This is a genomic window from Streptomyces sp. NBC_01198, from assembly GCF_036010485.1.
Lineage (GTDB): Bacteria > Actinomycetota > Actinomycetes > Streptomycetales > Streptomycetaceae > Actinacidiphila.
Genome location: NZ_CP108568.1, coordinates 663,083 through 680,590, shown reverse-complemented (window position 1 = coordinate 680,590; position 17,508 = coordinate 663,083). Strand labels below are relative to the sequence as shown.

Annotated in this window: 16 protein-coding genes; 10 read left to right on the top strand and 6 right to left on the bottom strand. The window is 73.3% G+C overall.

Annotated features, from left to right (window positions below; genetic code table 11):
* The first annotated feature begins 155 nt into the window (after positions 1-155).
* Both OG702_RS03055 and OG702_RS03050 read left to right on the top strand, forming a co-directional pair.
* On the top strand, positions 156-1,307 hold the full coding sequence (locus OG702_RS03055) for a Dyp-type peroxidase (protein ID WP_327287310.1): 1,152 nt from the start codon (positions 156-158) through the stop codon (positions 1,305-1,307).
* Positions 1,288-2,112, top strand: a complete 825-nt coding sequence (locus OG702_RS03050; RefSeq protein ID WP_327287309.1) for a family 1 encapsulin nanocompartment shell protein — start codon at positions 1,288-1,290, stop codon at positions 2,110-2,112. The genes OG702_RS03055 and OG702_RS03050 overlap by 20 nt, the downstream gene beginning before the upstream one ends.
* Positions 2,113-2,134: 22 nt before the next feature.
* Here the strand turns inward: OG702_RS03050 and OG702_RS03045 are convergent, their stop codons facing one another.
* Both OG702_RS03045 and OG702_RS03040 read right to left on the bottom strand, forming a co-directional pair.
* Entirely contained in the window at positions 2,135-3,772 is a 1,638-nt protein-coding gene (locus OG702_RS03045; protein WP_327287308.1) for a sensor histidine kinase, read from the bottom strand.
* A complete protein-coding gene (locus OG702_RS03040) occupies positions 3,769-4,431 on the bottom strand; it encodes a response regulator transcription factor (RefSeq protein WP_327287307.1) in 663 nt (220 codons plus the stop codon). The genes OG702_RS03045 and OG702_RS03040 overlap by 4 nt, the downstream gene beginning before the upstream one ends.
* Positions 4,432-4,543: 112 nt before the next feature.
* Here OG702_RS03040 and OG702_RS03035 point away from each other — a divergent pair, with 112 nt between their 5' ends.
* A complete protein-coding gene (locus OG702_RS03035) occupies positions 4,544-4,993 on the top strand; it encodes a hypothetical protein (RefSeq protein WP_327287306.1) in 450 nt (149 codons plus the stop codon).
* Between the two features lie 143 nt (positions 4,994-5,136).
* Positions 5,137-5,811, top strand: coding sequence for an alpha/beta fold hydrolase (locus tag OG702_RS03030; RefSeq protein ID WP_327287305.1), 675 nt, complete (start codon positions 5,137-5,139; stop codon positions 5,809-5,811).
* A 45-nt stretch (positions 5,812-5,856) separates the two neighbouring features.
* On the opposite strand, the gene OG702_RS03025 is transcribed toward OG702_RS03030, so the two are convergent.
* Positions 5,857-6,876, bottom strand: coding sequence for a cytochrome d ubiquinol oxidase subunit II (locus OG702_RS03025; protein ID WP_327287304.1), 1,020 nt, complete (start codon positions 6,874-6,876; stop codon positions 5,857-5,859).
* Complete coding sequence (locus tag OG702_RS03020) at positions 6,876-8,300, bottom strand: cytochrome ubiquinol oxidase subunit I (RefSeq protein ID WP_327287303.1); 1,425 nt, start codon at positions 8,298-8,300, stop codon at positions 6,876-6,878. The genes OG702_RS03025 and OG702_RS03020 overlap by 1 nt, the downstream gene beginning before the upstream one ends.
* A 318-nt stretch (positions 8,301-8,618) precedes the next feature.
* Here OG702_RS03020 and OG702_RS03015 point away from each other — a divergent pair, with 318 nt between their 5' ends.
* The 3 genes from OG702_RS03015 (at position 8,619) to OG702_RS03005 (ending at position 10,700) form a co-directional block, all read left to right on the top strand.
* Complete coding sequence (locus OG702_RS03015) at positions 8,619-9,446, top strand: alpha/beta fold hydrolase (RefSeq protein ID WP_327287302.1); 828 nt, start codon at positions 8,619-8,621, stop codon at positions 9,444-9,446.
* A 186-nt stretch (positions 9,447-9,632) separates the two neighbouring features.
* Entirely contained in the window at positions 9,633-9,875 is a 243-nt protein-coding gene (locus OG702_RS03010; protein WP_327287301.1) for a hypothetical protein, read from the top strand.
* A 117-nt stretch (positions 9,876-9,992) separates the two neighbouring features.
* Positions 9,993-10,700 (top strand): DUF6215 domain-containing protein, encoded by a 708-nt coding sequence (locus OG702_RS03005; protein ID WP_327287300.1) that lies wholly within the window; start codon positions 9,993-9,995, stop codon positions 10,698-10,700.
* Positions 10,701-10,740: 40 nt separating this feature from the next.
* Here the strand turns inward: OG702_RS03005 and metE are convergent, their stop codons facing one another.
* Positions 10,741-13,059, bottom strand: a complete 2,319-nt coding sequence (metE, locus tag OG702_RS03000) for a 5-methyltetrahydropteroyltriglutamate--homocysteine S-methyltransferase (protein ID WP_327287299.1) — start codon at positions 13,057-13,059, stop codon at positions 10,741-10,743.
* A gap of 295 nt (positions 13,060-13,354) precedes the next feature.
* On the opposite strand from metE, the gene OG702_RS02995 reads away from it, so the two are divergent.
* From OG702_RS02995 to OG702_RS02985, 3 genes are all read left to right on the top strand, one after another.
* The gene (locus tag OG702_RS02995) at positions 13,355-14,950 is read left to right on the top strand and encodes a phospholipase D family protein (protein ID WP_327287298.1); all 1,596 of its coding nucleotides are present in this window, start codon (positions 13,355-13,357) and stop codon (positions 14,948-14,950) included.
* 269 nt (positions 14,951-15,219) lie between these two features.
* A complete protein-coding gene (locus OG702_RS02990) occupies positions 15,220-16,470 on the top strand; it encodes a phosphatase PAP2 family protein (protein WP_327293065.1) in 1,251 nt (416 codons plus the stop codon).
* A gap of 186 nt (positions 16,471-16,656) precedes the next feature.
* Entirely contained in the window at positions 16,657-17,067 is a 411-nt protein-coding gene (locus tag OG702_RS02985) for an ester cyclase (RefSeq protein WP_327287297.1), read from the top strand.
* Positions 17,068-17,134: 67 nt separating this feature from the next.
* Here OG702_RS02985 and OG702_RS02980 read toward each other — a convergent pair whose 3' ends face one another.
* The gene (locus OG702_RS02980; RefSeq protein ID WP_327287296.1) at positions 17,135-17,323 is read right to left on the bottom strand and encodes a hypothetical protein; all 189 of its coding nucleotides are present in this window, start codon (positions 17,321-17,323) and stop codon (positions 17,135-17,137) included.
* Positions 17,324-17,508 lie beyond the last annotated feature (185 nt).

The following is a 17,508-nucleotide window of genomic DNA, read 5'->3' as shown; positions in this document are numbered from 1 at the left end:
CGCCCGCCCCGGCCGCCGGGTTCGCGGTGGCGTACGCCGGGGCGGCGTTTTAGCGTGGGAGACGGGGCTTTGCCAGGTTTTCCTGCGCCGTTCGGTCGACACCGGGATGTGAGCCCCCGGGCCGGCAGCTGGCCGGCACAGAGAGGGGTGCCTCCATGGCAGAACCGTCCGCAGAGCCGGTTCCCCAGTCGGTGCTGTCCCCGCTGACGACCGCGGCGATCTTCCTGGTGGTCACGGTCGACGAGGGCGGCGAGCCGGCGGTGCGGGAATCGCTGGACGAGCTGGCCGGCCTGCAGCGGTCGGTCGGCTTCCGCGCGCCGAACGGGCGGCTGTCCTGCGTGGTCGGCATCGGGTCGCAGGTCTGGGGGCGGCTCTTCGCCGGGCCGCGCCCGCCGGAGCTGCACCCCTTCCGGGAGCTGGCCGGCCCCCGCCACCGCGCGGTGTCGACGCCGGGCGACCTCCTCTTCCACATCAGGGCCGCGCGCCTCGACCTGTGCTTCGCGCTGGCCGGCCTGATCATGGACCGGCTGCGCGGCTTCGTCACGGTCCGCGACGAGGTGCACGGGTTCAAGTACTTCGACGTACGCGACCTGCTCGGTTTCGTGGACGGCACGGAGAACCCGGTGGGCCCGCTGGCGGACACGTCGGTGCTGATCGCCGACGGTGACCTGCGGTTCGCCGGCGGCAGCTACGTGATCGTGCAGAAGTACCTGCACGATCTGCAGATGTGGAACAGCCTCCCGGTGGAGGCGCAGGAAATGGTCATCGGGCGCCGCAAGCTGTCCGACGTCGAACTGGACGACGAGGTGAAGCCGGCCGACTCGCACGTCGCGATGACCACGATCACCGATCCTGACGGGACGGAGCGGAAGATCCTGCGCGACAACATGCCCTTCGGCAGCGCCGGGCAGGGCGAGTTCGGGACGTACTTCATCGGATACGCGCGGTCGCCGTCGGTCACCGAGCGCATGCTGGAGCGGATGTTCCTCGGCGCTCCCGGGGCGGCCCACGACCGGATCCTGGACTTCTCCACCGCCGTCACCGGATCGCTGTTCTACGTGCCCTCCAGCGATTTCCTCGCGGACCTGCCCGACCCGCCGAGCGCGGAGACACAGGAAGAGCCCGGCAGTTCCGGACCCGGGTCGGCATCCGGCGCGTCCGATGACTCCGACGCCGCCGACGACCCGGATCCCGACACCTCGGCGCCTGCCACGCCGGCGCCCGACACGCCCAGCCGCACCCCCGACGTCTCGCTGGGGATCGGCGCAATGAAGCGGAGCACCGCTGATGAACAACCTGAGCCGTGATCTCGCGCCCATCTCCGCCGCCGCCTGGCAGGACCTGGAGGAGGAGGCGCGGCGCACCTTCCGGCGCCATATCGCCTCCCGCCGCACCGTCGACGTCCCCGAGCCCGGCGGCCTCGACCTGTCGGGTATCGGCACCGGGCACGTGGCGCCGGTGCAGGCGCCGGCCGACGGGGTCATCGCCCGCGCCAGGAGCTACCAGCCGGTCGTGGAGCTGCGGGTACCGTTCACCGTCGACCGCGAGCAGGTCGACGATGTGGCCCGGGGGGCCAAGGACGCCGACTGGCAGCCGGTCAAGGACGCCGCCCGGCAGACCGCGTTCGCCGAGGACCGCGCCGTCTTCGAGGGATACCGGGCCGCGGGCATCGACGGCCTGCGGCAGAGCTCGTCCAACCCGGTGCTGAGGCTGCCGGCCGACGTCCGCGAGTATCCGAACACCGTCAGCCAGGCCGTCAGCGTGCTGCGGCTGGCGGGCGTCGGCGGCGCGTACACGCTGGTGCTGGGCGCCGAGGCGTACACCGCGGTCAGCGAGACCTCCGACCACGGCTACCCGATCATCAAGCACATCGCCCGGCTGCTGGACGGCGACATCGTCTGGGCGCCGGCCATCGAAGGCGCCTTCCTGCTGTCGGCCCGCGGCGGCGACTACGAACTGCGGCTCGGCGAGGACGTCTCCATCGGCTACCTGTCGCACGACGCGACCAGCGTTCGGCTGTACTTCGAGGAGACCTTGACCTTCCTCGTCTACACCTCGGAGGCCGTGGTCGCCTTCGAGCCCGCGGCAGCCGCGTCCACCGGGGAGGCCTGAGCCCGCCGCACCGGCCGCCGGCTCACCGCCGCGACGCGGGGAGGCGGAGCTCGAAGGACGCGCCGCCTTCGGGGGCGGCGCCGGCGGTTAGCTGCCCGCCGTGGCGTTCCGCCAGGTCGCGGGCGATCGCGAGGCCCAGTCCGGCTCCGCCGTCGTCGCTGCTGCGGGCCTCGTCGAGCCGGATGAACCGCTCGAAGATCCGCTGCCGGTCGGCCTCCGGCACGCCCGGGCCGTCGTCCCGTACGGCCAGTACCACCTCGCCGCGCGCCGCGTCGCGGGCCGCCCGTACGGTGACCCGGGTCCGTGCGTGGCGCTGCGCGTTGTCCACCAGATTCCCCAGCACCCGGGTCAGCTGGCGGCGGGAGCCGAGCACCTCGGTGGCGCCGCCCGCCGTCTCGAACGCCACCGGCAGCCGGTCGCCCACCCGTTGGGCCAGTTCCTCGCGGGCCAGTGCCTCCAGCGCGACCGGTACGGCCTCCGGCTGCTCGCCGGCGTCCAGCCGGGCGAGCAGCAGCAGATCCGCGGCGAGCCGCTGGAGGCGCACCGCGTCCTCGACCACGCCGGGGACGTCCAGCAGGTGCGGGTGGGCGGAGGCGACTTCGAGCTGGGTCCGCAGCGAGGCGATGGGGTTGCGCAGCTCGTGGGAGGCGTCGGCGACGAATCGCCGCTGCCGGTCCACGGCCGCCTCCAGCGCGGTGAGCGTCTCGTTGGTGGTCCGCGCGAGCCGGGCGACCTCGTCGCTGCTGACCGGCTGCGGGACCCGCCGGGACAGGTCGCCGGAGGTGGTGATCGCGGCCATCTCCCGCCGGATGTCCTCCACCGGGGTGAGCGCCCGCCGCGTCACCAGCCAGGTGACGCCGCCGACGACCAGCAGCAGCAGCGGAAGTCCGGCCAGCATGACGTCGGTTGCCGTGCCCACCGCGCTCTGCCGGGCGGCCAGCGACGCGCCGGCGACGATCACCACCTTCTGCTGCGCGGTGTCGGTGACCTCGATGGCCACCACGCGGTAGTCGCCGGTCCTGCCGTGCGAGGTGACCTCGGCGTTGGTGTGCAGCAGGACGTCGCCGACGCTGCCGAGCGGGGGAGAGGCGTCGTCGCGGCCGTGGCCGCCGCCGCTGTCATCGCTGTCGTCGGTGCCCGGGGTGGCGGCCGTGCTGTCGTCGGACCCACGCCCCTTGCCGCCGCTGCCGCCGTTTTCGCTCCGGCCCTTCCCGCTGCCGCTGCTGCCGCCGTCGTCCTCGGCGAAGGCGGCCGGGGACGCCTGCGGCCGGGCGGCCGGCGCGGGTGTGCCGGGGGTGGCGGGGGCGGGTGCGGCGACCCGGCGGACGGCGGGCAGCCCGTCGCCGGACACCCGGGTGATCCCCTCCCCGGCGGCCAGCAGCGTGCCGTCGGAGGCGATCACCTGCACCGGGTGGTCGTCGGCCGCCGGCAGCCGCAGCCGGGCGTACGGCGTCGTGCCGGGTACACCGGAGAGGACCCGCAGAGCCACGTCGCGGGCTGTCGAGTCCGCTTCGCGGTCCGCCTGCCCCGTGAGGTCGGACCGCAGCGACAGCAGCACCGCGACCGCCGCCGCGGCCAGCGCCACTGCGACCACCGCGGTCGCCGCGAGGGTGGTCCGGGCACGGACAGAACCGATAAGCCCGCGGACCCGGCGGCTCATGACGTGGCCAGCCGGTAACCGGCGCCGCGGACGGTGTGGATCGAGGCCGCGCCCATTTTCCGGCGCAGCGAGCTGATGTAGACCTCGATGATGTTCGGGTCGCCGTCGAAGGCGAAGTCCCAGACATGCTCCAGGATATGGGCCTTCGAGACGATCTCGCCCGGGCGGACCGCGAGTTGTTCCAGGACCGCGAACTCCTTGGCGGTCAGGGCTATCTCGTCCTCACCGCGGAACACCCGCCGCGAGCCGGTGTCGATCGTCAGGCCGCCCGCCCGGATCACCGCGGACGCACCCGCCGTGCTGCGCCGCCGTAGCAGGGCCTTGATCCGTGCGACGAGGACGACATAGGAGAAGGGCTTGGTCAGATAGTCGTCCGCCCCCGTGTCCAGACCCTCCGCCTCGTCGTACTCGCCGTCCTTCGCGGTCAGCATCAAGATGGGCACGTCGTTTCCCGCCGCCCGCACCGCGGCGCACACCCGGTAGCCGTTCATGCCCGGCAGCATGATGTCGAGCACGACCAGGTCGTAGCCGAACTCCGTTGCCATGTGCAGCCCTTCGGCGCCGTCGTGGACCACGTCCACCGCGAAGCCCTCCGCAGCCAGCCCCTTGGCGAGGGAGACGGCGAGACGTTTCTCGTCCTCCACGATCAGCAAGCGCATCCGGCCAGCATTACAGAACCGACCTGAAGCTTTCTTCAGGTCGCTTCAGCCGGCGTTCAGCCGGCCCGGGCGACGGTGGGGGCACGTGATTGACCGCTGGAGGGAGAACGACATGAAACACACGATCGCCGTCGCCGCAGCCGCAGGTGTGCTGGTGCTCGGCGCCGGTACGTACGGCGCCATGGCGGCGGGCACCGACGACCGGCCGGCCCCGGCCGCCACCTCGACCGCGACGCCGCACCGCAGCACCCCGGCCCCCGCCTCCCCGACCGCGTCCCACGCACCCACCCCGGCCCCTTCCACCAGTCGCCCGGACCGGCACGGGAACGCCGCCGCCCCGGACGACCACCCGGGCGCCCATGACCGGCGCGGCGCGACGGACGACCACCCCGGGGCCGGCGACCAGGCCGGCCGGGCACCCGGCACGGACGACCACCCCGGGGCGCACGACCAGCGCGGGCGTGGCGGCTCCGGCGGCCGGGGCGCGGACGACCGGGGAGCCGACGACCACGGCCGCGGCGGCGCGGAGGACGGGCCTCATCACGGCGGCCGTGACAGCTGAGCACCCGGCCTCCCGTCCGCCCACCCGGGCGGCCGGGAGCCGGCCCCGGCCTGTCGGTGCCGTCCCCGGGGCGGAGCCGGCGCCCGGGCAGCACAATGGCGGGGCGGCCCCGATCCGGACCGGGACATCGGGAAGGGGACAGGGTGGCCACATTCGTGCTGATCCACGGCGCCGGCGATGTCGGCTGGTACTGGCATCTGGTGGAGGCGGAACTGCGCGCGCGCGGCCATGAGTCCCTCGCGCCCGACCTGCCGTGCGAGGACGACGCCGCCGGCCTGCCCGAATACGCCGCCACCGTGGCCGAGGCGATCGGCGACCGGCCACGTCCGGTCCTCGTCGCGCAGTCCTTCGGCGGCTTCACCGCCCCGCTGGTCTGCGAACGGGTGCCGGCGGCCCTGATCGTCCTGGTCGCCCCGATGATCCCCGCACCCGCCGAGGCCCCCGCCGACTACTGGGCCCACACCGGATACGCGGCGGAGCCGCGGGAGCACTACGACGGCACCGTCGAGGTGTTCTACCCCGACGTGCCCCCTGAGCTGGCCGCCGAGGCGGTGAAGCGGGGACGCTCCCAGTCGGAGGCCCGGATGGGGGAGCCCTCGCCGCTGCGGGCCTGGCCCGATGTCCCGACGCGGGTCCTGCTCTGCCGCGACGACCGGCTGTTCCCGGCCGGCTACCTCCGCCGGGTCGCCCGGGAGCGCCTCGGACTCACCCCCGACGAGATCCCGGGCGGGCACACCCCGGCGCTCAGCCGCCCGTCCGAGCTGGCGGACCGTCTGGCGGCCTACGCCGCCGAGCAGCGGCTGCCCGGCGACCGGTGACCTCGCGGGCGACGGCACCCGCCCGCCGGGTGCGGCGGCGGGCGGCTAACCGTGGCTCTGGTCGGCCGCGGTGCCGAGGTGACCGCGTCCGGCGAGCCGGAAGAGGATGACCAGCGAGGGCAGGATCAGCACCCCCGCCGCGATGGCCACGCCCACCTGCACCCACAACGTCGCGTTCGGCGCCGCCGCGTCGTCGATGGAGAGGTGGGTGCCCAGCAGGAAGGGGTATTGGGCGATGCCCCAGCCCAGGATCACCAGGGCGACCGCCGCCCCCGCGCTCTCCCGCAGGCCGATCCTGACGCCCCTGCGCAGCGCCAGCAGGACGATGCCGGCCACGCCGCAGAGGCCCGCGAGGATCACGAGGGGCAGCGCCCGGTGGCTGAGATGGTTGAACAGGCGGCGGGCGTCGGCGTGGAGGACGAAGATGCCGGCGATGCTGACGGCGCCGGTCACCAGGGCCGCGGCCATCGCCCGGTCCCGGAAGTACCGTTCGAGGCCGGTGTCCGCCAGCCGGCCGGCCGCGGTGCACAGGTAGGCGGCCGCGAGGTAGGCGCAGGCCAGTACGGCGAGCGCGCCGCCGAGGGCGGAGGTGGGGTTGAGCCAGCTGGTCACCGCGTTCCCGCTGCCGGCCGACGGCACCCGGCCGGACGCGATGCCGCCGGCGATCGAACCGAAGCAGTACGGCGTCAGCAGCGACGACGCGGCGAACGCCGCCCCGAAGACCCGCTGTTCCGGCGTGCGCATCGAGGCGTGGCGGAAGGCGAAGCCCGCCCCGCGCAGCACGATGCCCAGAGCCGCGATCCCCAGCGGGACGTAGAGGGTGGTGGTGATCGCGGCGAAGGCGCTGGGGAAGCCGGTCCACAGCATCACCAGGCAGTAGATGAGCCAGGTGTGGTTGGCCTCCCACACCGGGCTGAGCGAGGCGTCGATGAGACCGCGCGGCGCCCGGCCCCTGGCCGCGCCGCCCGCGGTCAGGTCCCAGAAGCCCGCTCCGAAGTCGGCCCCACCGAGCAGGCTGTAGGCGACGATCCCGACGAAGAGCAGTACGGCGACCAGAGCGGGCATCAGATCCCCACCTTCCGCTGCCGGTCCGGCCGGTCGCCCTCGGGCCCGTAGGGGACGTCCACGCTGTCGTCGCCCTCGTCCTTCCAGCGCCGCTTCATGGAGGTCAGCACCGCTCCCGCGGTCAGGCCCACCGCCAGGTAGATCGCCAGGACGGCGGCGAAGAAGGCCCAGAGGTTGCCGTGCATGGCCACCGCGTCCCGGGTGAGGAGGTGTCCCACCACGATCCACGGCTGCCGGCCGACCTCGGTGACGACCCAGCCGGCCTCCAGGCAGGCGATCGCGGCCAGCCCGCCGAAGGCGCTCGCGCGCAGGAACCAGCGCTGCCGCTCGATCGCCTTGCGGCGCCACAGCAGCCAGGCGTACCACAGCCCCAGCGCCAGCAGCGCGAAGGACAGGCCCACCATGACGTCGAAGCACAGGTGGACGATGCTGACCTCGCGCTCGCTGGGCCGCACCTGCGCGGGGATCTCCTCCAGACCCTTGATCCGGGTGTTGATGCTGAAGCCGGCCAGCAGCGACGCCGCGTCCGGGATCTGCAGGCCGTAACGGGCCCTCCCGTCGATGAACACGCCGAGCAGCGTTTCCGGCGCGTGCGTGCGGGTGGTGGGCAGCATCTCGATCGCGGCGAACTTGCGCGGCTCGGAGTCGTAGACGTACCGCGCGATCGTGTCGCCCACCACGATCTGGCAGGGCACGGCGACAGCGGCGGGGACGAACCCGATGAGGAAGCCGGTGCGGTGGTAGCGGGAGGTCCGCCCGCGCAGCATCCCGACGGCGTAGACGCTGGCCACGGTGAAGCCGGCCACGATGTAGGCGGCCAGCAGCATGTGGAGGAACTCGTACCAGAACGCCCCGTTGAAGAAGACGTCCGCCGGCTGCACGGAGGCGACCCGGCCGCCGCGCAGCGTGAAGCCGCCTGGCTGGTTCATCCAGCTGTTCGCGGCGATCACCGCGGCGGCGCCGCCGATGCTCGACAGCGAGACCACGATGCCGACCGCGAAGTGCGTCCACGGGCGGAGGCGGGACCACCCGTAGATGTAGATCGACACGAAGATCGCTTCGAGGAAGAAGAACAGACCCTCGATGGCGAAGGGGAAGCCGAACGCGGCTCCGTAGCGGCCCATCAGGCCGGGCCACAGGATGCCGAGCTCGAAGGACAGCACGGTGCCGGTGATCGCCCCCACGGCGAAGAGCACGGCCGCGACCTTGGACCAGCGCCGGGCGAGCAGCATCGCCTCGGCGTCCCCGTGCCGCAGGCCGCGGTAGTTCGCCACCAGCATCAGCGTGGTCAGCGCGACGCCGAACGGCACCAGGATGATGTGGAAGCCGAGGGTGAAGGCCATCTGCTCCCGGGCCGGCAGCAGCTGGGAGGGGTCGCCGGCGGCTGCGAGCGGCAACGGGAACGCGGCCAGGACCGATGTCACCGCCGGCAGCGCCGCTCGGCCGCGGCGCGCGCCGGAGGGGGCCCGGCCGGGCCTCGCCTGGACAGGAACATCTGCGGTACCACCCTTGCGTGAATGCACTGTGTCATCGGACGCAGACTCTAGGTCATCGGCGCGGGTGTCCTCGGCATTGCGCGGGCGCGGATTCGGCTCGACGCGCCGCGGGGGTGGTTCGTGGGTACCGTGGAAAACGATCGGCCGCGCGGGTGCATGCCTGCGGACTGTCCGGCTGAATCCTCCGGCGTCTTGGATGTTCCGGACCGTCGCGGTCGGCTCAGGACCAGAGACAGGAGCACGCCCATGCCTTTCACCACCGCGAAAGACGGCACGAAGATCTTCTACAAGGACTGGGGCTCGGGCCAGCCGGTCGTGTTCAGCCACGGCTGGCCGCTGACCGCCGACGCATGGGACCCGCAGCTGCAGCTCATGGCGGACAACGGGTTCCGTGCCATCGCCCATGACCGGCGTGGCGGCGGGCGGTCGGGGCAGACCTGGGAGGGCAACGACCTCGACACCTACGCGGACGATCTGGCGGCCCTCTTCGAGGCACTTGACCTGCACGACGCGATCCTGGTCGGGCACTCGACCGGCGGCGGCGAGGTGGCCCGCTACATCGGCCGCCACGGCACCGGCCGGGTGGCGAAGGCGTTGCTGCTCAGCGCGATCCCGCCGCTGATGCTCAAGACCGAGGCGAATCCGGAAGGTACGCCGATAGAGGTCTTCGACCAGATCCGGCAGGGCGTCGCGACGGACCGCTCGCAGTTCTACCGGGATCTCAGCGCGAGCTTCTACGGTGCGAACCGTGACGGGTCGACCGTGAGCCAGGGGACGCTCGACGAGTTCTGGCTGTGGTCGATGCAGGTCGGCATCAAGGGCGCCTACGACTGCGTCAAGGCCTTCTCGGAGTCCGACACGACCGAGGACCTGAAGCGCTTCGACGTCCCGACGCTGATCATCCACGGTGACGACGACCAGATCGTGCCGATCGTGTCGGCGGGCGCGAAGTCGTCGAAGATCGTCAAGGACGCCACGTACAAGGTCTATCCCGGGGCGCCGCACGGCATGGCGATGGTCCCCAAATACGCCGAGAAGTTCAACGCGGACCTGCTGGAGTTCGCCCGCTCCTAGCCCTGTGCCGGACCAACGGCCCGCCGCGGCATCCGCCCCCGTCCCCGCTCGCCCGGCACCGCCGGATCGGCGCGGGCACGCTCCGCCGGCGCCTGCCACCTGCGGCGGGCGGGGGGCGCGGCCCGCGGCGAAGTCCGGCGCCGCGGAGGGCAGTTTGCCGGGTGGCCGCAGGGGCACACGGCAGCCATGACGAACGAGACTTCAGACGCAGCGGCCGAAGACCACCTGCTCCTCAGCGCCGACACCAACGGTGACGGCAAACCCGACATCTGGATGACCGACACCACCGGTGACGGCACCGCGGACCTCTACCAGTTCGACACCACCGGCGACGGCACGGTGGACGTCACCATCGTCGAGGAGGTCAGCGGCGGCGAAGCCGAGCGCACGGTGGTGGAGGGCGACGGCGGCCACCCGCTGCCCGCCTAGGGCCGGCCCGGCGCGTCCCCCCCCGACGGCAGTTGACCGCGAATCCTGCTTGTGTGCCGGATGATCACGGGCTACGTTCCCCTGTCACATACTGCGGGATGACTGCAAGTGGGGGACATGGCAGACGAGGTTCCGGCGCCCGCCGAGGCGCCGGAGAAGGAAACGGGCGCGTGGGGGCAGGCCATCACCGCCCTGGTGCTGGTGGGGGCGCTCGCCGGCGGCCTGTGGGTCGTCGGCAGGACGCAGTCCTCGGCCGGCGCGCCGGCGGCGGCCACCTGTCCTGACGGGGACTCGGACGCGGCGTCAGGCCACGCCTCCGGGGCGCAGCTCTGCGAGGCGCTGAACCGTGCGGACCTCGCCGAACTGCTGGGCACGCCGGGGGAGATCGCGAAGTCCGCCAGTGCCACCGGCAGCGACGACTCTCTCAGGCTCGCGGGCGGAGCCACGATCGCCACCCCCTCGACCCAGGTCGAGTTCGCGACCTACACGGTGAATCTGGCGGCCAGTTACGATCGCCTCCCGGTGGCCGGGTCCGCGGGGGTACTCGGGGACGACGCCCGTCAGCGTACGGTGCTTGGCCGCCCGGCGGTCATCTACTCCGACCGCACCATCCGCCTCAGCGTCCAGCTGGGCGGTGGCGGTTCGCACAGCGATCCCGGCGTCCTGGCCCGCGCGCTGTCGGTGGCCAGGGACGCGAAGGACAGCGGCGGCTCCTTCGAGGTGACCCTGTGGCGCGCGGACGGCGGGGTGCCCGACGACACGGTGCTGCTCCGTGTCGCCCAGCGGGTGCTCCCCACGATCCCGGGGTGGTATCCGGACGTGTGACCGCGGGCGGCCGGCGGCTCCGCGGCCGGCCGCCCGCGGCTCAGGAGGCGGGCAGTTCCGCGCGCACGGTGCGGGCGGCGGCCACCAGGTTCCGCAGCGACGCCTCGGTCTCGGGCCAGGCCCGGGTCTTCAGGCCGCAGTCGGGGTTGACCCACAGCCGCTCGGCGGGAATGGCCTTCAGCCCTTCGCGGAGCAGCGCCGCGGCCTCCTCCGCACCGGGTACCCGCGGCGAGTGGATGTCGTAGACGCCGGGGCCGGCCCCGCGCGGGTAGCCGTGGCCGGCGAGTTCGCGGGCGACCTGCATGTGCGAGCGGGCGGCCTCCAGGCTGATGACGTCGGCGTCCAGGTCGTCGATGGCCTCGACGATGTCGCCGAACTCGGCGTAGCACATGTGCGTGTGGATCTGGGTGCCCGCCGCCACACCGGCGGTGGTGAGCCGGAAGGCCTCGGTGGCCCAGGCCAGATACGCGGGCCGGTCGGCGGCCCGCAGCGGCAGGGTCTCGCGCAGCGCCGGCTCGTCGACCTGGATGACCGGGGTGCCGGCGGCCTCCAGGTCGCGCACCTCGTCGCGCAGGGCGAGGGCGACCTGCCGGGCGGTGTCGCCCGGCGGCTGGTCGTCGCGGACGAAGGACCAGGCCAGCATGGTGACCGGCCCGGTGAGCATGCCCTTGACCGGGCGGTCGGTCAGGGACTGCGCGTAGGAGGTCCAGCGCACGCTCATCGGGTGCGGGCGGGAGATGTCGCCGGCCAGGATCGGCGGGCGCACGTACCGGGTGCCGTAGGACTGCACCCAGCCGTCCTGAGTGGCCAGGTAGCCGGTCAGCTGCTCGGCGAAGAACTGCACCATGTCGTTGCGTTCCGGCTCGCCGTGGACGAGGACGTCGAGGCCGGCCCGCTCCTGGAAGGCGATCACCTCGGCGATCTCGGTCGCGATCCGCTCCTCGTACGCGCCGGTGTCGATGCGGCCGGCGCGCAGGTCGGCTCGGGCGGTGCGCAGCTCGCCGGTCTGCGGGAAGGAGCCGATGGTGGTGGTCGGCAGCATCGGCAGTCGCAGCCGGCCGCGCTGGGCGGCGGCGCGCTCGGTGTACGGCTGCGGGCGGTGGCCGTCGGCGTCGGTGACGGCGCCGGCCCTGGCGCGTACGGCGGGGTCCCGGGTCAGCGGCGAGTCCGCGCGGGACGCGAGGTCGGCGCGGTTCGCGGCGATCTCGGCGGCGATGGCGCCGGTGCCGCGGGTGAGTCCGGCGGCCAGGGTGGCGATCTCGGCGGTCTTCTGCCGGGCGAAGGCCAGCCAGCGCAGCACCTGCGGGTCGATGCCGCGTTCCGCGGCCGCGTCGAGGGGGACGTGCAGCAGCGAGCAGGAGGCGGCGACGTCGACGTGGTCGGCCAGGCCGAGCAGGATGGCCAGGGTCGCCAGCGACGTCTCGTAGTCGTTGATCCAGATGTTGCGGCCGTCGACGACGCCGGCCACCAGCCGCTTGCCTGGCAGGCCGCCGACGGCCGCCAGGTCGTCCAGGTTGGCGGCGGCGGAGCCGGTGAAGTCCATGGCCAGGCCCTCGACGGGGGTCCTGGCAAGGGCGGGCAGGGCGTCGCCGAGCCGGTCGAAGTAGGAGGCGACCAGCAGTTTCGGCCGGTCGGTGAGGGCGGCCAGGTCGTGGTAGGCGCCTTCGGCGGCGTCGAGTTCGGCCGGGGTGCGGTCCTGGACCAGGGCGGGCTCGTCGAGCTGGACCCACTCGGCGCCGGCAGCGCGCAGGTCGGCCAGCACCTCGGCGTAGACCGGCAGCAGCCGGTCGAGCAGCGCCAGCGGGGAGTAGCCGCCGGCCACGCCGGGTGCGGGTTTGGCGAGCAGCAGGTAGCTGACCGGGCCGACCAGCACCGGCCGGGCGGCGAGCCCCAGGGCGAGGGCCTGCCGCAGCTCGGCGACCTGCTGGGACGAGTCGGCCGAGAACACGGTGTCGGGTCCCAGTTCGGGCACCAGGTAGTGGTAGTTGGTGTCGAACCACTTCGTCATCTCCAGTGGCGCCACGTCCTGCGTGCCGCGGGCCATGGCGAAGTAGCCGTCCAGGGCGTCGGCCCGGACGGCCGCCCGGTGCCGCGCGGGGACGGCGCCGACCATGACGCTGGTGTCGAGCACGTGGTCGTAGAGCGAGAAGTCGCCGGTAGGCACCTCGTCGATGCCGGCCTCGGCGAGCTGCCGCCAGTTCGCGGCGCGCAGCTCGGTGGCGGTGGCCCGGAGCGCGTCAGCGCTGACGCGGCCCTTCCAGTACCCCTCGACGGCCTTCTTCAGTTCCCGGTGCTGTCCCTGGCGGGGGTAGCCGTACACGGTGGCCCGTGCTGGCGCGGCTGCGGGCTTCGCTGTCACGGAGATCTCCTTCGCGAGACGTCTCGTCGGATCCCGGAGACGGGTGCGGGCGCGAAGGGATGACGAACCGGGCGGACGGTCTTGGCACATAGTGCGTGCCGTCCGCCGGACATGTACGCCGACCCGCCCGCGAGGTCACCGGGATGTCCGCACCCGGAGGGTCGGGTACGGCCAACCGGCAGGTGCTCGGACGCGCGGGCGCGTCCGCCGCGGCCGACTCCACCGGCCCGGCCGGGTGACGGCGGCCGGCCGGGGTAGGCGGCAGGGGGAGCCGACCAGATCGGAGGCAGGCGACATGGGGCCTGAGGACTGGCTGCTCACACCGGAGGAGCGGGGCAATCCGGCGACCGCGCTGGACGAGCGCAGGATTGATCGGTGTGCCTGGTCGCGGGGAAACGAGGTGCGCCCGCTGGTGCACGGCGCCGCCTACTTCGCCGAGCTGCTGGCCGCGATCCGCAGCCAGCGCGCGGGTGACCTGCTGTTCTTCACCGACTGGCGCGGCGACCCGGACGAACTGCTCGACGGCCCCGGCAGCGCGATCGGCGAGGTGCTGTGCGACGCGGCCCGCCGGGGCGTGGTCGTCAAGGGACTGGTGTGGCGCTCGCATCTGGACCGGCTGCAGTTCAGCGAGCAGGAGAACCGGCACCTCGGCGACGAGATCGAGGCGGCCGGCGGCGAGTGCCTGCTGGACATGCGGGTACGCCCCGGCGGCGCGCACCACCAGAAGTTCGTGGTCCTGCGCCACCCGGACCGCCCGGAACGCGACGTGGCCTTCGTCGGCGGCATCGACCTCTGCCACAGCCGCCGCGACGACGCCCGGCACGGCGGCGACCCCAAGGCACTCCCGCTGGCCGCGGCCTACGGCCCCCGCCCGCCCTGGCACGACGTCCAACTCGCCGTCAGAGGGCCCGCGGTGGGCGACGTCGAGGCGACCTTCAGGGAACGCTGGGAGGACCCGTCGCCGCTCAGCCGCAGCCCGCTGAGCCGGCTGCGGCAACTGATCCACCACGAGGACACCGTCGCCGACCCGCTGCCGCCGCAGCCGCCCGACCCGCAGCCGTGCGGCTCGCAGACCGTCCAGCTGCTGCGCACGTATCCGGCCCGCCGCCGCGGCTACCCGTTCGCGCCGGACGGCGAGCGCAGCATCGCCCGCGGCTACCACAAGGCCCTGGACCGGGCCCGGTCGATGATCTACCTGGAGGACCAGTACCTGTGGTCGGCCGAGGTGGTGGCCGCCTTCGCCCGGGCGCTCAGCAGCCACCCCGGCCTGCTGATGACCGCGGTCGTCCCCGCCCACCCGGACCAGGACGGGCGGCTGACAGCGCCGATGAACCTGCTCGGCCGGATCGAGGCGCTACGGGAGCTGCGCCGCGCGGGAGGTGACCGGTTCGCCGTCTACAGCGTCGAGAACCACGCGGGCACACCCGTCTACGTGCACGCCAAGGTGTGCGTCATCGACGACGTATGGGCCGCGGTGGGCTCCGACAACGTCAACCGCCGCTCCTGGACCCACGACTCCGAGCTCGCCTGCTCGGTCCTCGACGGGACGGCCGACCCGCGCCTGCCCCGCGACCCCGGCGGGCTCGGCGACGGCGCCCGCGCCTTCGCCCGCGACCTGCGGCTCGAACTGGGCACGGAACACCTCGACCTCGACGCCCCGGACACCCTCCTGCACCCGGCCGACGCCTTCCGTGCCTTCGCCCGGTCGGCCGCGGCACTCGAAGCCTGGCACCGCGGCGGCCGCTCCGGCCCCCGGCCGCCCGGCCGGCTGCGCCCCTATCCCGCCCCGGAGCTGTCCCGCACGGCGACGCTGGCCAGTCGCCCTCTGCAACGCCTCATCGCCGACCCCGACGGCCGCCCCCGCTCCCTGCGCCGCCGGGCCGGATACTGACCGGCCGCCCCTCGCGCTGACCTCCCTTTAGCATGCCGCGCTGACCGCCCGGAGACGGTGACGAGGACGGGTCCGGCGGACCGGCGGAACACCCGTGCGGCACTCCGCTAGCATGTTCGAACTCATGAAGATCTAATAAAGCGGCCAGACAATTGATACCTATAACAACGCGAATATTCTCCCGAAAAGACCGCGATACCGCGTTCGTCGGGTGGCTCCGGTCACCGGCGGCGCCGTGGACCGCGGCTGGTGCGGCTGCCCTCGGGTTCCTGGTCGCCCTGGAGATCGCCGCACGCCACTACGGCTTCCCCGGGCCGATCACCGAGCAGGCACGGGAGGTGGCGCTACCGCCCAAATCGGGCTTTCTGCTGTACGCCGGCATGGCGTTGACGATGGTGGTGCTCACCTGGCGCGAGCGGCGCATCGCGTTGTGCACGGCGATCGGCATCGACGCCGTCTACCTGCTGGTGCGGTGGTCGGTCGGCGCCGACCTGACCGAGGGCCATCCCTTCGGCACCGGCGCGCTGTGGGTGATCCTGGGCTGCGCGGTCATCGCCGTCACCCGCCGCACCGGCCGGGAACGCGCCTTGCTGCTCAAGGGCGTCGGGCTGGGCCTGCTGCTGGTGGCCGGGCGCAAGGCCGGTGACACCTGGCTGCTGATCACCTCGGCGACCCGCCCCGCGGTGTACGACCAGTACGTGGCGACCGCCGACCATGCCCTGGGCAACCCGTCGTGGGTGGTCGGCCGGATCGTCCGGGCCACAGGACCGGCCGGCGACTTCTTCCTCAACTCCGTCTACACCCAGCTCGCGGTCGCCGCGGTCGCGGTGGCGATGTACCAGCTGCGGAACGTCGCGGCCGAACGCGCCTTCCCGCACCACCATCTGGTGCGCACCTTCCTGGTCATCGGCCTGCTGGGCCCGGCCGTCTACATGATCTTCCCGGTGGTCGGACCGATCTTCGCGTACGGCACCGACGGCGGCCACTGGGCGGTGGCCAACCTGTGGCCCGACACGCCGTCGCCGCTCGGCGCACCGCACCCGATACCGTTCGACGAGATCACCCCGCGCAACTGCATGCCCAGCCTGCACACGGCGTGGGCGACCGCGATCTTCATCCATTCCCGCAGGGGCCCGCGGCTGCTGCGCTTCGCCGGCGCCTTCTGGCTGGTCGCCACCCTCACCGCGACGCTGGGATTCGGCCTGCACTACGGGGTCGACCTGGTCGCCGGCGGGGTCTTCGCCGTCACCGTCGAGGCGGCGCTGCGCGCGTTCGACCACGGCTGGGACCTGTCGGGAGTGCGGCTGGTCGCCCACGGCGCGGCGGTCTTCACCGCGCTGCTGCTGTCCTACCGCTACCTGCCGCGGGAGATGGCCGGCCACCCGTGGGTGGCGGGACCGCTGCTCCTCCTGGCGCTGGCCTCGGTGATCCACGCCTACGTACGGACCACCGCCCTGTGGGAACCGCGGGCCGCCCCGGCGCAGCCACTGGGGCCGGTGCCGCAGGTCGAACTGGTCTGAGCCGGCGGGAGCGTGCCACCGGCTGGGCGATGCCGGTCGTCTTCCGCGGGCGACCGGCGAGGTGACGTGCCGTGGCCGCCGGGCCCGGCTAGTTTGCCGCCGAGGGCGCGGCCCCGCCCCGGCGGCGGCCGCCCGCGGCCTTCGGCGCCGGCTACGAGAGCAGCTTCCGACGACAGCAGGAGCGACATGTCCCAGCAGACCAACATCGCCGCCCAGACCGCGTTCGGCGAGGCCGTCACCAGCGGGAGGCTCGACGCCCTGGACGAGGTCGTCACCGCCGACTCGGTCGACCACGACCCCGCTCCGGGGCAGGGCCCGGGCGCCGAGGGCTACAAGGCGATGTTCGCGGAGATCCGCGCCGCCTTCCCGGACCTGAAGGTCGAGGTCGAGCACCTGGTCGCGACCGACGACGAGCTGGCCTTCGCGTACACCATCAGCGGCACGCACCTCGGCACCCTGAAGGGCCACGCCCCGACCGGCCGGCCGGTGAGCTACCGCGGTATGCAGATCAGCCGCTTCGAGGACGGCAAGCTGGTCGAGCGCTGGGGCAGCAGCGACGAGCTGGGGATGATGCAGCAGCTCGGGCTGGCCGACTGACCCCGGTCCGTCCGCGGGGGGCACGCCACGGGCCCCCACCCCGGAGGGTGAGGGCCCGCGCGCCGGGTCACCTCTTGGTGTCGTCGCGGTTGATCGACTCCATCGGACCGTTGTCCACCGGCTCTTCCGCCTGCTTCGTCTTCCGCTGCCTGGCGGCCTCGGTCTTCTCGGCCTCGGCCTGCTTGCGGCGGTCGTCCATGCCCAGGGCTTCCTTCGCCCTGTCCTTGGCCTTGCCCGTCTTCTTGTCGTCGCCCATGACCACTCCTCGGTATCGCCGGACCCCCCAGCCAACGTAAGACCGCTTACGGCCGGGCGCGCGGTGAGCGGCAGGCGGGTGCCGGGCCGTCCCCGGACGTTCGTGTCACCGGGCCGCGGGTGAGCGGGAGTTCATCGATGCGGGCGGCGGGTGGCGTACGGTGTTCCCGTCGCCGGAACTACGCC